We start from the raw sequence: 14358 nt of genomic DNA, 5'->3' as shown, positions 1-14358 counted from the left end.
CCTGCGAATATTTTGGCATATGACCCAAAAAATACGACGCCCCCACATCTCGCGATGTGAGGGCGAAGAACTTATTGCTCTTATATAGTATCATGGCCTTATGCAGACTGCAACTCACTCGATTATGGATCTGGCGATATCAGAGAAGCGCTTGGAACCCTATAAGAACGAGGCTCGGAAACACCCGGGAGTGGAAGCCGCGGACTTATACCGTTGGAATACCTTATTCTCCGGAGTGGCAGTCACGCAGATCTCCTTTGTCGAGATGAGTGTGCGCAATGCAATGGACAAGGAGCTGATGCTTTGGGCTCATGCTAACGGATTCGACGACTGGCTTGGGGAAACGCCGCCGTCCGAATGGTTCGAAGGTCATAAGACCGCTCCTTTGAGCCAGGTGCCGCCTCTTATTGAGGAACTACTGGGCGCAGGCCATATAAGGAAGCTGTGGGACTCATGCCGCAGGGTATACCGGATATGGGAAAAGAATCCTAATCACAAAAAGCATGGCCAATACCCGAACAGGAATGATGCATTCGCGCAATTGATGTTCGGAGGTTGGCAACGGTTACTCGGACCTACGGATTTCACAAGCAAAGACCCAACAGTCCTCAAGTGGGCAGCGGATGCACGACAGCTCTGGAAAGAGGCTTTGTATAAGGCCTTTCCGGAGATGACCCATAACAAGGTCAATGATCGACAACGGGTGAAACTCCTGCTTGACATCGATAGAATTCGCCGCCTACGTAACAGGGTCTCCCATGGCGAGAACGTCCTAAGTATTCAAACGGACCAGTATCTGGATAAGATGCTCGCAGTCCTGTCGGCCATCGACCCCCACATTAGCGACTGGGTCATGGGCCAAACAGGCCGCACCTACCGGACAGTGGCCAAACTCAAATATTACCCGGGGCTGCTGCAGTCCTACCAGCAAAACGATCCACTCCCCTCTAGTAAGGAAATCGTGGCCTACAAGCTGACCTCCAGTGGTTCCTACAGCGGGGCAGAGGTCATTGAAGCCCAATTGGAGAACTCACAGAGTCATGGAGGACGCACCTTTATGACCGTCGGGAAACCACCGCTAGAAAAGAACAGGTCCCAGCTCAGGGAAATCCTCCTGGTTGATGCTGGAGGCAAGAAAGCGGCCGTAGGTGAAATCGTCGCCTACGGCTATGGGAACAACGCACAGCCGCCGAAAGGATACGAGCCTCCGGCATACGAGAAGCGGTATCAAAAGCGAAAGGCTTGGTTCGCTGTGAGGAATCTATACGAAGTCGACTGCCAAGGCGGACGGGTCATCGGTTACCAAACCAAAGACGGCCAGAAGGTGCCCGGCTGTTTCACAGGGCAGGTAACAATGAGATATGTCTGCCACGACTAATAGTCCTAACACTCCTATTCCCAAATCAGACTAACCTCATAGCCTCATATGTTTCCTGCATGGCTTAATGGAACTATAAGAACGTTGCAGGCGCTTTCCCAGAAGGCTCCATAAGTCATCACCCCTTATCTCAGGTTTTTAACCAACACTAGGATTTCGGCCTTCCAGACCAAACACAACGAAGCCCCCATGCTTCCTCATCCACGGCAGCCTCTATTAATTTCCAGTCTCAGATCATGCAAGCTGCTGATAGGTACCGAGATTCCGTTCAGAACGTGAAAGAATCCGTAGACTTCAACACCACGGATTCAACTGGAGCAAAGTGCTGTGAATTGTAGGGTCATACCTTGAAGCATGGCGATAAGGCGCACTCTGCTTAGGCGGTAGCCTTTCGCATATTGCACGATTAGTCCGGGCCATACTGGGTATGGCTTGTGGTCATATATTAAAGGAGTCTGTGAATCACAGATCAGGATACGAGTTAGAACTTCCTGGTTTCGTTGGAAGGATCCGAAGCCGATTTAGATCAAATCATGTACCCGGCAACACGGTCCTTCATCAGCAGCATCATTTCACGAGCCAAGCTGCAACAGTCTGGACAGGCATCGCACAAACTCTGTATTTCATGGAAACAAGTTTGCGCACCATTGAAAACAGAGATGAAAGCTAGAACACTTCTGTCGTGGAAGCTTTTGACATCCCAATAGCTTCTGATTTCACTAGCACAACACCTAGGCACCGCCAGTGACTGGACCGAATCCCACATATCAGTCAAATACTCTGAAATCGCAGACTAACGTGCACAAATCTTGGCGTATAACTCTAGAGCTCAATAGGGTGGGGGACTTGTAACAGAAAAAGCCGAGTGCTCGTGATATTCTTTCCTTGTCTCATCGCCAAATAAGACAATAAGGAATCGAATATGCATAAGCTATTTCGGCTTTCGGATAATAATACCACAGTCTCTACGGAAGTGGTAGCAGGCATCACCACCTTCTTCGCCATGGCCTACATCATCGTGGTGAATCCCTCAGTGCTCTCTACAGCGGGCATGCCTTGGGGCGCCGTTTTTCTCGCCACTCTGATCGCTGCCATCATCGGCACTCTGATCATGGGGCTGGTGGCCAACGTGCCCTACGGCGTGGCGCCAGGAGTCGGACTGGATGCCTTCTTCACCTTCACCGTGGTCAAGGGGCTGGGCTTCACCTGGCAGCAGACCATGTGCATGGTCTTCCTGTGCGGCCTGATCAACATCCTGGTCACGGCCACCAAGCTGCGCAAGATGATCATCCAGGCTATTCCGCCCCTGCTCCAGCACGCCATCGGCGGCGGCATCGGCGTCTTCATCGCCTATGTGGGTCTGCTCAATGTGGGCATCATCAAGTTCACGCCTGACAAGACCTCGGCGGCCGGCGCCAACCCTGGGCTGACCACCTTCAACACCCCCGGGGTCATCCTCTTCGTCATCGGCTTGTTGCTGACCGTCTTCCTGCTGATCTTCAAGTTCAAGGGCCATCTGGCCTTCATCAACAAGGGCGCCTTCGTCATCGCCATCATCGCGGTCACGCTCCTGGGCATTCCCATGGGGGTCACCAGCATGGCCAAGTCGGTCGATCTGGGTCAGGCCTGGTCACAGTTGCCGCAGACCTTCCTGGCCATTTTCAGTCCGGAGGGCTTCCCTGCGCTCTTCTCAGACCCGGCCAAGCTGCCAGTGGTTCTGGTGACCATCTTCGCCTTCTCCCTGTCGGACACCTTCGACACCATCGGCACCTTTGTGGGCACCGGCCGGCGCTCAGGCATCTTCTCAGCCGAGGACGAGCAGGCTCTGGAAAGCGGCCGAGGCTTCAGCTCCAAGATGGATAAGGCCCTGTTCGCCGATGCTACGGCCACCTCCATCGGTGCTCTCTTCGGCACCTCCAACACCACCACCTACGTGGAGTCCGCAGCGGGCATCGCAGCTGGCGGCCGGACGGGACTGACCTCGGTAGTCATCGCCGCCTGCTTCGCGCTCAGTGCCGTCTTCGCTCCCTTGATCTCGGCTGTGCCTTCGGCGGCCACTGCGCCCGTCCTGGTCATTGTGGGCTGCATGATGATGAGCTCCTTCGCCGAGATTGAGTGGGGCCAGCTGTCTGAGGCCATACCGGCCTTCTTCACGGCCATTTTCATGGGCTTTGCCTATTCCATCTCATACGGCGTGGCCGCCGGCTTCATCACCTACTGCCTGACCATGGTCTGCAAGCGCAAGGGCAAGGAGGTTCACCCCATCATTTGGGCGGTCTCTGCCCTCTTCATCCTGGACTTCGTGCTCCAGGCTGTTCTCTAAGCCAGTTTTAGAATTACGAGCTCTCCACAAGCAGCATTCTTCAGGACCATTGCTCAGCAGTGCGGTTCGTCGTCATGCTGTTGTCAGGTTGACCTGACTGTTTGAGGGTGCGCAGAGAGCAAATCAGGCACAGAGACCGCAGCAGGGCCCCGCCACCTTTGTAGTGACGGGGCCCTGCTCGTTCGTGCCTGTCAGTGCTTGTGCCGAGCGGCTGCTTTTCCGCCTTGTGCGCTTTGTGCTTCAAGGCGTTGCCGGTTGGCGGCCAGGCCAGCGACTGCGGCCAGCAAGCCGGTTAGAATGGTCACTAGGATGCCTTCCTCTCCGGTCAGGGGGAGGATGCCATAGTGGATGAAACGGAAGGCATTGGTCTCATCGTTGGGTTGTGGAGCCCCATTGAGCGTCCAAGCGATGCTGACAGCCGTGTCGCCGGCCTGGTGGTTCGGCGTCAGCACAGTCCAGGCGCCGTCCTTCTGCCCCGTGGAGCTTAGGCTGGTTCCTGAGGTATCTCCGAATTGCACTGCAGACGGAGTACCGAGTCTGAAGGGGAAGAGCACATTGACAGGAGAATAAGTCGTTTGTGTCGCGTTGTTCCCCAGCCTTCCTTGGCTGTTGTTTCCCCACCCCAATGTGCTGCCGTTGGAGGCGATGGCCAGGGTGTGGCCAGTGCCGGCGCTGACCTTGACGAAATGGTCAATGCCTGATGGATTGCTCATCCTGGTTGGTTTGTTTAGGCTGCCTGTGCCTCCAGTCCCCAGCATACCTGTTGAGTTTTGACCCCAGCCCCAGATGTTTCCGTTCTGGTCCAGAGCCAGCGAATTGCCGCTAACTCTGCTGCCTGTCAACTGCGTGAACGTGCTGACGTTTGCAGGCATGGCTACCAAGGATGGGGCAGTCCTTGTGGTGGTGTCGCCCAGGCCGAGCTCTCCATTGCTGTTCCCGCCCCAGGTCCATAGACGTCCCAGATCATCAAGGGCGGAGGAGTGGCCGTTGCCGGCAATGATCTGAACAGGCTTGAAGCCGCCTGTCGGATTGGTGCCCGGCTTGGCCTGGACAGGTGTGAAGGTGTAGCTATTAAGCGCCACATCGCTCGTATTGCCCAGGTCACCGTTCTGGTTTGATCCCCAGCCCCAGGCACGGCCCTGGGTGTCGGTCGCCAAAGAATGTGAGCCGCCCGCACTGACCTGTGCATAGCGGAATCCCGTCGTCTCACCTTGCGGGGTTGCGACCTGGACGGGTCTGGTGGTGATTCCTGTCATCGCCACAGTGCCAGAGGAAATACCCAGTTTACCGAATTCATTGGACCCCCAACCCCAGGCTCTGCCCTGCCCGTCTACGGCGAGGACATGAGTGATTCCTGCACTGATGCCGGTGAGGCTGAAGCTTGTTGCCGTCATCCCGCTTGGGGCTTGCACGCGAATCGGGCTTGAACTGTATGCAGATGAGCCATTGGTAGCAATGGTATTGTTGCCCAGCTGTCCGGAGCTGTTAAGACCCCATGCCCAGACGTGGCCCTGGTCATCCAAGGCCAATGAGAAGGCTTTTCCTGCACTGACCTGTGTGAATCGGTTCACGCCTGTCGGCTTGGGAATCTGAACCGGGGTCAAGCGGTCCGTTGTGGTCCCATCGCCAAGCTGTCCGTATGTATTGGCACCCCAGGAATAGACATTTCCATCCGATCCGAGAGCCAATGAATGATCATCGCCGGCACTGACTTGGCTGAACCTAATGCCTCGCGCTGCAGGTGGAACCAGGGTCACCTTGGTCTGACCACTGTCGGGACCCTGCTTGGGAGAGATGTTCCATTGCCCGGTGCCTGCCGTCCAGTGGGCTGTCAGTTTCGTGGAACCCTTGACGGGGGAAGAAAAGTCGTAGGCCGCATCGCCGTTGAACCAGCCATCAAATAGGAAGCCGGGACGGGTCGGGTCTTGATCCGGTCTGGAAGCCATCTGGTCTTCGATGACCGACTGACTGGTGGGCTGGCTGCCGTCGGCCTTGTCGAAAGTGACAACATAGGTGAGCGGGTCATAGGTGTAGTCCAGGATCTCATCGGGCTGCGGACCATAGAGATTCCAGGTGATGGTCGCTTTTACTTGACCCTTCCTATGAGCTGGCGTTGCCACCTGCCAGTTTGTACCCGATTTTTTCAGATTGCTGCCCAGGGTTTGATCGAATTTGACCGCAGTAACATCCGGTGTAAGAGGGAAGGCCGCCAAACCGGGAGTCAGCCTCCTCGCCTGGCTATTATCGCCTATGGGAACGGCTGGATCACCTAGCTGTCCGCCGTTGTTCCATCCCCAGGTGTACAGGTTTCCATCTGATCCTAATGCAGATGATTCTCTCCATCCTGCATTGATCTGAGTCCAAGTGAATTTTTGGGCAGTTGAGGTAGTTGATTGATCGACAATATGCGGTCTATTGATGTACGAACCATCGGTGTTTATATCTTTGATCCCTAGTTGGCCGTATTCGTTAAGTCCCCAGGAATAGAGATTGCCGTCCGAGCCAATGGCCAGGACGTGATCGTCTCTCACCATGACTCGAGCCCAGGTGAATCCTGCCGATGCCCCGTCGGGCGGGGATATGAGAGTGGGCGTCTTTCTATCTTCAGCATTGCTGCCATCTCCTAGCCGTCCGTACCCGTTCCATCCCCAGGCGTAAAGATCCCCATTCGTGCTGATTGCGAAACAAGATGTATCTCCTGCGCTGAACTGTGAGAAGATAACGCCGGCGGGTTGGTGGACCGGAACAGGAGTAAATCGCTGAATCTCGGTTCCGTCACCCAAGCGGCCGCTGGCGTTTAAACCCCAGGCGTACAATTGCTTATCTGAGCCTAGGGCCAAGGAATCATACCGTCCAGCACTTAACTGAGTGAAAGTGACTCCGGCTGGCGTGCTGACAAGTACAGGCTTGCTACTGTACGCAGCTAGATTATCGCTGCCTGTAGGGATGCTGGTGTTGCCGAGCTGGCCGTACCCGTTCCAGCCCCAGGCGTACAGATTGTGATCTGAGCCTAATGCCAGGGTGTGATCCCATCGGGCGCTTACTTGTGTCCAGGTGAATCCATTTGAAACACCTGCAGGCTTCGGAACCTTGACAGGAGCCAACTTGTTTTCAGTAGTTCCGTCACCAAGTTGTCCACGGGTATTGTTTCCCCAAGCGTAGAGATTTCCGTCAGAACCGATAGCAAGAGAGGAATGGTCGCCAGCGGCAATGGTAGTGAATGTGAATTGGTCCGATGTATTGGCCGGCTTGTTTATTTTCACTGGAGTTTGTCGCAAAGTGGTGCTGTTATCGCCCACTTGCCCTGAACTATTATCACCCCAGGCATAAAGACTTCCATCCGACCCAAGAGCCAAGGAATGGGTTGCTCCTGAAGTAATTTGAGAGAATTTGATGTTACGGGTCGCTGGGGGAGTCAGTGTCACTGTGGTGCCTCCCAATGCAGTTCCGTGTGCAGGCGCCAAGGACCAATGGCCGTCGCCAGCTGTCCATTTTGCGGTCAACTTCAAGTTGCTGGTGACGGGCTGGTTGAAGTCGTAGGCTACTTGACCGATGAACCAGCCATCGAAGAAGTACCCGTGCCTGGTTGGATCGGTCGGACGTTTTGCCAGACCTCCCGAAGGCATAGTCTGAGTGGCAGGGGTCGCTGTGTCAGCCTGAGTCGTGTCAAAGGTGACTGAACATTGATTATTGGCGCAGGGGCTTGCCGACCGGGTGGAAGTGGCAGAGCTTGCTGAGGTTAGTGCAGTGGGGGATGGAAAAGTAGGGGAGGGTGTTGTTTGGATACGGAAATCTGGCGTTTGGGCCACTGTTGGCGTGGGAGTATTAGAGGGAGTTTGAGTTGAACCAGGTATGCTTGGGATCAGCCCCCCCCCCCCCCCTGATTTTCTTTGCTTTGCGATGCCGTTGGGGATGCGGTAGCATCCGCTTGTGCCAGGTCGATTCCAGAGAGATTTGCCAATACGAGCCCTGAGGCGATAATAGCTGCAAGAGAAGCTATGCAGCACGCACGACTCCTAGATGAGGATTGCATACAGTCTCCTTCGAAAGCAACAGTGCATGCAACGTGGCACCTGCGTCCCCGACTCAATCCCCAAGACCAGCTTGCATGACGTTCAATCGGAATTAGTCTATCACTGCCTTGGAATATAGGGGTTTCATCCGGGCTTTGCTCTTGCCTTTACGATCGAATTGTAGGCAGGTAATTAACTGATTGCTTCTTAGGCAAAAAAGAACTTCCAGCAAACTGAAGAAGCCTGCCGGAAGTTCCTGATTGAGTTTTATGAAAAGGGATCAGTACCAGTTGGATGACTGGGATTGGGCCCACGCGCCACAGGGATTCCCGTAACGGCCCTGGATGTAGCCCAGTCCCCAGACGATCTGGGTGTGGGCATCGGTCTGCCAGTTGGGGCCAGCCGAGGCCATCTTGCTGCCGGGCAATGCCTGGGGAATGCCATAGGCGCCTGAGGGGTTGGCTGCGTTGGTCCGCCAGCCGGACTCCTTGTTCCACAGCTGCACCAGGCAGGTGAATTGGTCCTCGCCCCAGCCGCGGGAGGTGACCAGATCATGGGCGATGCTCTGGGCTTCGCCTACAGGGGTCGTGGTGGTGGTCGAGCCGGACTGCGCAGGGGTGCCGCCGCCAGTGCCCACCAGGATCACCTTGTCCACGGGGACGGTCTTGACGAAGGATGCGAAGATGTTGCTGGTCAGGTGCTTGTTGCCGGCTGCGGTGACCAGGCTGGTGGTCTCCATGACGCCGTTCTGTCCCTCGGTCTTGACCTTGGTGGTGCCTGCAGGCAGGGAGTCGGTCTTCTCCTCGATGGTGTTGAAGGGGATGGGCGATTCATCCGTCTTGACCTGCGCGTTGGCCCGGTCGATGCGGATGACGGTCTTCTCGCTGACCCGGCTGGTCAGCGAGGGAGTAATTTGGTCGCCCGGCTGCAGGGTGATGTCTCCGGCCTCCAGGACCGATTTGACATTGGTGAAGCCGTTGCCCAGCACCACCTTGTTCTTCCCGTTGATCTGCACATTCACGTAGGAGGTATCGGAATTGGCACCGCCCGCACCATTGCGGATAGCCTGTCTGGTGCTCCCACGGGACACTGTGCCCAGATTCTGGGTAGCGGAATAGGAAGTTACGCCTGACTTGGCCGAGCTCTCAGTGGATGTATAGAAGTCGCGCGAGACGAAGCCTGCGCCAATAACCATGCCGAGAACGGTAACGCCGGCGGCTAGCCGCAGCCACTGACGCTTGGTCAGAGCCTTGACCGCACTCATCCGTCCTCTACGGTGGTTCGCCATTACTCTCCTCTGTTGGACCGACAGATCCTCAGTGATCAGTCGACTGGTCAGTTCCTATCGACCGCACGCTTCCGGCAGTGCCGAAAGGGTCACTGGACACACACGGCTCTACTTTAGTGCAAACCTGTTGTGGAACCAACTCGACTGACTCAGACCTGTGCCGGGGTTGACAAATCGGCCTTGCGTGCCTGGTCGATCAGGTCATCCAGATCCGAAGACCTGAGCGCGCCGGCCTGCTTGAAGATGATCTGCCCCTGCTTGGTGATCATCAGGGTGGGCACCGCCTGGATGTCGGCGGCCGCGGCCAGATCCTGGTTCTGGTCGATGTCTACCTTGCCGAAGACGATGTCGGTGTTGGCCTGCGAAGCCTTCTCGAAGATGGGGCCGAAGGCCTTGCAGGGTCCGCACCAGGTGGCCCAGAAGTCAATCAGCACCAGATCGTTGTCCTTGATGGTCTGCTCGAAGTTTTCCGAGGTAATAGTCGTGGTGGCCATGATAACGCTCCTTAAAGTAGTTTGACTGTCGCGCGGGAAGCTCCCGTGCTTAGCAACCGCTTTCAATCATCAGCATTCCATCAAGGCTGGAGAAAGCGCCCGAATATGCTCTGGGTGGAGATGTCCGGCGGGGTCCCGTGGGCAGTCAAGCCTGGTACGGATAATGGAACCATGCCAGTGCTGAACGACGAGATTCCCGATGATGACGACTTCGATGCCGATCGCGACCGTGGTGCCTTCTCCCACATCACCCCGGAGGACTTCAACCGAGGCTTTTCGGGTTCGAATCCCCCTGGATGGCTGGATCGAGACGCCATCGAGCGTGCGCGGCGCTGTCTGCCCATGCCCTACGTGGAGGTAGTGCCGGTTCGCGTGGATGAGATGAGCGCCGTCACCCAGGTGGGCACCCTTCTGCGCATGGATGATCAGGGCAACATCGAGCGCACCCTGATCACCGGGCGGATCCTCTACCATGAGACCATCAGGGAGGCTCTGGCCAGAAATATCGCCAAGGATCTGGGCCAGCTGGCCCTGCCTGTACTGCCTGCCAGCCCCCAGCCCTTCACCGTGGCTGAGTTCTTCCCCACGCCAGGGGTCTCGGAGTACTACGATCCGCGCCAGCATGCCATTGCTCTGTGCTATCTGGTGCCGGTGGCCGGGGACTGCAAGCCCCAGGATGAGACCCTGGATGTGGAGTGGATCGATCCCAAGGGTGACATGCTGGAGTCCTTCATTAGCCAGATGCCCGGTGGGCACGGCAAGGTGCTGATGAGCGCCCTGACCTGGGCCGGTGCGCTGTGAGCCGCGAATCCTTGGAGGCGAGCATGGCCATCGCCAATACCGTATATCGCCATGGGGAGGGCTTGCCGCTGGTGTTGGTCCATGCTTTTCCTGTGGACCACCGCATGTGGGATCGCTGTGCGGCCTCGCTGATCGCCCAAGCGGACCGTGCAGGCATGGCACCCTTCCCTGTCTATGCTCCGGATATGCCCGGGGCAGGCAATTGCCCCCTGCCTGAGCCGGCGTCCTCTGGTCCGGCTGACTCTGATGGCGCCCTGCCTGGCGCCCTGGATGCCATGGCTCAGGCCTTTGTAGACATGATCGCCGCTACGGGGACGCAGAAGGCCATCTGGGTCGGACTTTCCATGGGAGGCTACCTGGTCGAGGCCGTGGCCAGGCTTTATCCGCAGACGGTGGCCGGGCTGGCCCTGTGCGACACCACCATGATGGCTGACCGTCCGGCCTCCAGGGCCAACCGCCTGCAGATCGCCAGAACCTGCGAGGTGGAGGGGACGCTGGATCCGGTCATGCACTTCGCCAGGCCCCAGGAGGGCGATTCCACGGTTAAGCGCTCGCCCGCCTTCGTGCAGACCATGACCGAATGGATACAGTCCCAGGACCCCCGGGGCATCGCCTGGCGGGAACGGATGGCTGCAGGCCGCCCGGATCAGAGCGGCCTGGCCGGCAGCATCAGAGTGCCCGTGGCCCTGGTCAGCGGCCGCTGCGATCCCTCCAGCCCTCCACACGCCATGGAGCCTCTGGCTCAGGCCATGCGCCAGGCTGGAACCGACGTGACTTTCACCGCCATCGATGACTGTGGCCACTTCAGCGCCGTCGAGCATCCAGATCAGGTGGCCGCTGCCCTGCTGGACCTGGTTGATCGTGTAAGGAGGCAGGCATGAGCGATCCTGAAACGGTCTTTTCCCCGCTGGCCCTTACCGGGCCCTTGCCCTTCCTGCCCCTGGTTCAGGGGGACGTGGACTATGACACGGCATCGCGGCAACAGCCTGGGCTGCTTGACCGCCTGCTGGACCAGGAGGGCACTGGGGTCATCCTGGTGCGGGGCGAGAAGGTGGCCGTGCCTAGGGGCAAGGGGGCCTTGGCTGGTCGCACCGGGGCCAGCATCCGTCTGGCCACCCTGCCCGCTGCCTACTTGCGGGGTCCTCTGGCAGGCTCGACGGGCCAGTTTGAGCCGCCCTGCTACTACCTGGGGACGGCCGACCGTCAGGCCTGGCTGGCTCTGGATCTGGATCTTGCCTGCGCTGGTCGGGCTGTCCAGGACCCTCTTCGTGACCTGGCCCAGGCCGCGGACCAGCGCTTCGATTGGCTCGCCCTGCGCGAGTACGCCCCTCATGGCCGTCCGCGGCAGGTGGGCCTGGCAACCTGCGCAGTCGCTCTGTCCGTGTGGCATGGACGCCAGGTCTTCTGCCCACGCTGCGGCGCTCCGGTCCATCCTTGCCAGGCCGGATGGGCTCAGATCTGCCAGGGGCGTGCATCAGGAGACAGGCACACGCTCTTTCCCCGCATCGAACCCGCGGTGATCATGGCTGTGGTGGACAGCCGCGATCGGCTTCTGCTCCAGCACAATCGGCAGTGGGCTCCAGATTTTCGTTCAGTCACTGCCGGATTCGTCGAGGCGGGGGAAAATCTGGAGCATGCAGTCCGGCGGGAGACCCTGGAGGAGGTGGGCCTGAACCTGGGGGAGATGCGGTACCTGGGCTCTCAGCCCTGGCCCTTCCCATCCTCCCTGATGGTGGCCTTCAGAGCCAGATCCTTGAATACGGATATCCGGGTGGATGGTCAGGAGACCGATGACGCCAACTGGTTCACGCGGGAGGAATTCGGCGCGGCCCTGGCCTCAGACCGGTTGCGCATACCCCAGGCAGCCAGCGTAGCCAGGTACATGATTGCACAGTGGTACGGCAGCGAGCTCTGACCCGTTTGGCAAGTCCCGTGCTTTCGGACCCGGTCCTGTCGTAAGATATTGCAGGGAACTGTATGCAGCGAAAGGTGTGCTATGGCCATGGAGGGGCAAGAAGAGCCTCGTATCTCGGACGTCGACCAGGCCGAAACTGTGACCATGCCGCCGACGACCGGCGACGGGCCCGACCCTGTGGACCTGTCCGCTGATCAGCAAGCAAATCGGGCACTGGGCGCAGGTCCTGCCCACGAGGCCTCGTCGGGCCGTCATCGGGGGCGTACCATCCTGGCCCTGCTGCTTCTGGCTGTGTTGCTTCTGGTAGGGTGCTGGCTCGGTGCTCGTGCCTTCTTCCGTGATCGGGTGGCCCCCGGCGTCACCTTGGGCGGAAAGATGATGATGGGCCGGACCAGCGACCAGGTCCGTCAGATCGTCGATCAACAGGTGCGTGACTCCCAGGTGGAGCTCAAAGGCGAAGGGGCCTCCGCCCGGGCCGGGCTAAAGGACTTGGGTGTGAGCGTGGATCAGGATGCCACGGTCACACGGGTCATGACTGCCAAGGGCTCTGCAGGCCTCTCCCGGCTCAACCCCTTCCATAGCGAAGCTGTACCCCTGGTGGCCGAGCGGGACCAACTGGCCATGAATAAGTATCTGACCGAGCACTTCATCGACCGCCAGGACCGTTCCGTCCCCTCTACCATCGTCTTTGATTCCGGCGCCCACGCTTTCAGGGCCCAGGAGGGGCGTGGCGGCAAGGGGCCCGAGCTGGGCCGTGTGCAAAATGCCGTCTCCTCCCTGATAGACAAGCCCGGCAGGCGGCTGGCCGTAGGGTTGGTCTACAAGGACGTGGGCATGCCCATCAGCCTGGATACGGCCAATCAGGTGGCTTCTCAAGCCAATCAACGGCTGGCCAAGGACCTGGTCATCAAGGGGACCGATGACGATGTCATGACTGTTCCGGCCGCCACCGTGGCCACCTGGGTCAAGCCGGTGACAGACCTCGGCAAGGGGACCATGGAGCTGGGCTTCGATCGGCAGGCCATCCAGCAGTATCTGGACCAGGAGCTGGCCCGGCATCTGGATCGGGATATGGTCACCGCCGTCAACGTCAAGAACACCAAGGGTGAAGTGGTAGCAGAGACCACCAAGGGTGTGGACGGGGTCCGGGTTTCGGATGTACCCGCCACAGCTGATCTGGTCGTCAAAGCCTTGGTCCAGGGTGACGCGAACCCGGTTCAGGCGCGTGCCGAGGTCACCCCGCATAAGGAGCAGACACGTGTGGCCCGCTACGATGTGCCTGACGGCGACACCTGGATCCGGGTCAACCTGAGCGATCAGACCGCCACCGCCTACCATGGCACCACCGAGGTCAAGACCTTCCCCATCTGCTCGGGTAAGCCCTACGATGGGGACCAGTCAGATACCGGCACCTTCTTCATCAACGTGCGTTACACAGTCCAGACCATGCGCGGCCCCGGCTACGTCTCGCCCAATGTCAGATGGGTCTCCTACTACAACGGCAGCGAGGGCTTCCATACGGCCGACTGGAACTACGGGGGCATCGCCAAGGGCGACCCCACCCACTACGGATCCCACGGCTGCATCAATATGTACGAGCAGGATGCCAAGTGGATCTACGACAACGCCCCGGCCGGGACCATGGTCAAGGTGGAGGGGCAGGTTCCGCCGGGTCCGGCCCGGTAGATGCACCTGTCGCGGCAGACGGTCGAGTAGGCTGGAACCATGAGCGATGAACACAGTGATGGAACCTCCCGTTTGGACGTGCCCGACCACCTGCGGTATTCCCAGGATCACGTCTGGATCGACCCCAGTCAGTCTCCTGCGCCCATGGGCGTGACCGAATATGCGGCGGACCAGTTGGGAGACCTGGTATTTTTGGATCTGCCCGAGACCGGCACCCACGTCGATGCTGGCGACGAGGTCATCGAGCTTGAGTCCTCCAAGGCGGTGGAGCCGGTGGTTTGCCCAGTGGCGGGCACCATCGCCTACGTCAACAGGGCGGCCTCGGACGATCCGGAGGTCATCAATTCCGACCCTTATGGGGAGGGCTGGATAGCCAAGATCGACCTGGAGGATGACGAGCCCGATCTGATGAGCGCCGAGGAGTACGGTCAGCTGCTGAAGAGCCTGAACTGACGGTTCG

At 58.6% G+C, this 14358-nt stretch carries 10 protein-coding genes and 1 pseudogene; 7 read left to right on the top strand and 4 right to left on the bottom strand.

The window, feature by feature from the left end; genetic code table 11:
• Nucleotides 1-100 precede the first annotated feature (100 nt).
• Together H3T92_RS06135 and H3T92_RS06130 are read left to right on the top strand one after the other, a co-directional pair.
• Nucleotides 101-1378: a hypothetical protein gene (locus H3T92_RS06135; protein WP_144085368.1), complete on the top strand. Its 1278-nt coding sequence runs from the start codon at nucleotides 101-103 to the stop codon at nucleotides 1376-1378.
• A gap of 922 nt (nucleotides 1379-2300) precedes the next feature.
• Nucleotides 2301-3701 carry an NCS2 family permease gene (locus H3T92_RS06130; RefSeq protein WP_144085369.1) on the top strand — a complete coding sequence of 467 codons (1401 nt, stop codon included), beginning with the start codon at nucleotides 2301-2303 and terminating at the stop codon, nucleotides 3699-3701.
• Nucleotides 3702-3892: 191 nt separating this feature from the next.
• On the opposite strand, the gene H3T92_RS08235 is transcribed toward H3T92_RS06130, so the two are convergent.
• The 4 genes and pseudogenes from H3T92_RS08235 to trxA form a co-directional block, all read right to left on the bottom strand.
• Entirely contained in the window at nucleotides 3893-5821 is a 1929-nt protein-coding gene (locus tag H3T92_RS08235; protein WP_332460626.1) for an InlB B-repeat-containing protein, read from the bottom strand.
• Between the two features lie 126 nt (nucleotides 5822-5947).
• A pseudogene (locus tag H3T92_RS08390) lies at nucleotides 5948-7510 on the bottom strand (RCC1 domain-containing protein); the annotation flags it as partial.
• Nucleotides 7511-7994: 484 nt separating this feature from the next.
• The gene (locus H3T92_RS06120; protein ID WP_144085371.1) at nucleotides 7995-9002 is read right to left on the bottom strand and encodes a G5 domain-containing protein; all 1008 of its coding nucleotides are present in this window, start codon (nucleotides 9000-9002) and stop codon (nucleotides 7995-7997) included.
• A 149-nt stretch (nucleotides 9003-9151) separates the two neighbouring features.
• On the bottom strand, nucleotides 9152-9496 hold the full coding sequence (trxA, locus tag H3T92_RS06115; protein WP_144085372.1) for a thioredoxin: 345 nt from the start codon (nucleotides 9494-9496) through the stop codon (nucleotides 9152-9154).
• A gap of 171 nt (nucleotides 9497-9667) precedes the next feature.
• Between trxA and H3T92_RS06110 the strand changes: the two genes are divergently transcribed.
• The 5 genes from H3T92_RS06110 (at nucleotide 9668) to gcvH (ending at nucleotide 14351) form a co-directional block, all read left to right on the top strand.
• Entirely contained in the window at nucleotides 9668-10297 is a 630-nt protein-coding gene (locus H3T92_RS06110) for an NUDIX hydrolase family protein (RefSeq protein ID WP_144085373.1), read from the top strand.
• A gap of 23 nt (nucleotides 10298-10320) precedes the next feature.
• Entirely contained in the window at nucleotides 10321-11178 is an 858-nt protein-coding gene (locus H3T92_RS06105; protein ID WP_144085374.1) for an alpha/beta fold hydrolase, read from the top strand.
• Complete coding sequence (gene nudC / locus H3T92_RS06100; protein WP_144085375.1) at nucleotides 11175-12212, top strand: NAD(+) diphosphatase; 1038 nt, start codon at nucleotides 11175-11177, stop codon at nucleotides 12210-12212. The genes H3T92_RS06105 and nudC overlap by 4 nt, the downstream gene beginning before the upstream one ends.
• Nucleotides 12213-12293: 81 nt before the next feature.
• Entirely contained in the window at nucleotides 12294-13898 is a 1605-nt protein-coding gene (locus tag H3T92_RS06095; protein ID WP_198189594.1) for a L,D-transpeptidase family protein, read from the top strand.
• 39 nt (nucleotides 13899-13937) lie between these two features.
• A complete protein-coding gene (gcvH, locus tag H3T92_RS06090; protein ID WP_024627451.1) occupies nucleotides 13938-14351 on the top strand; it encodes a glycine cleavage system protein GcvH in 414 nt (137 codons plus the stop codon).
• The last annotated feature ends 7 nt before the right edge of the window (nucleotides 14352-14358 follow it).

Origin of the sequence: Bifidobacterium sp. W8112 (genome assembly GCF_016101425.1) — a bacterium.
GTDB lineage: Bacteria > Actinomycetota > Actinomycetes > Actinomycetales > Bifidobacteriaceae > Bombiscardovia > Bombiscardovia apousia.
This window is presented reverse-complemented; position numbering and strand designations above follow the sequence as displayed.

Bases quoted from the DNA above. Each gene is read 5' to 3' on its own strand.
- H3T92_RS06135 (WP_144085368.1), top strand. From the start codon at position 101: ATGCAGACTGCAACTCACTCGATTATGGATCTGGCGATATCAGAGAAG.
- H3T92_RS06130 (WP_144085369.1), top strand. From the start codon at position 2,301: ATGCATAAGCTATTTCGGCTTTCGGATAATAATACCACAGTCTCTACG.
- H3T92_RS06120 (WP_144085371.1), bottom strand. From the start codon at position 9,002: ATGGCGAACCACCGTAGAGGACGGATGAGTGCGGTCAAGGCTCTGACC.
- trxA (WP_144085372.1), bottom strand. From the start codon at position 9,496: ATGGCCACCACGACTATTACCTCGGAAAACTTCGAGCAGACCATCAAG.
- H3T92_RS06110 (WP_144085373.1), top strand. From the start codon at position 9,668: ATGCCAGTGCTGAACGACGAGATTCCCGATGATGACGACTTCGATGCC.
- H3T92_RS06105 (WP_144085374.1), top strand. From the start codon at position 10,321: ATGGCCATCGCCAATACCGTATATCGCCATGGGGAGGGCTTGCCGCTG.
- nudC (WP_144085375.1), top strand. From the start codon at position 11,175: ATGAGCGATCCTGAAACGGTCTTTTCCCCGCTGGCCCTTACCGGGCCC.
- H3T92_RS06095 (WP_198189594.1), top strand. From the start codon at position 12,294: ATGGCCATGGAGGGGCAAGAAGAGCCTCGTATCTCGGACGTCGACCAG.
- gcvH (WP_024627451.1), top strand. From the start codon at position 13,938: ATGAGCGATGAACACAGTGATGGAACCTCCCGTTTGGACGTGCCCGAC.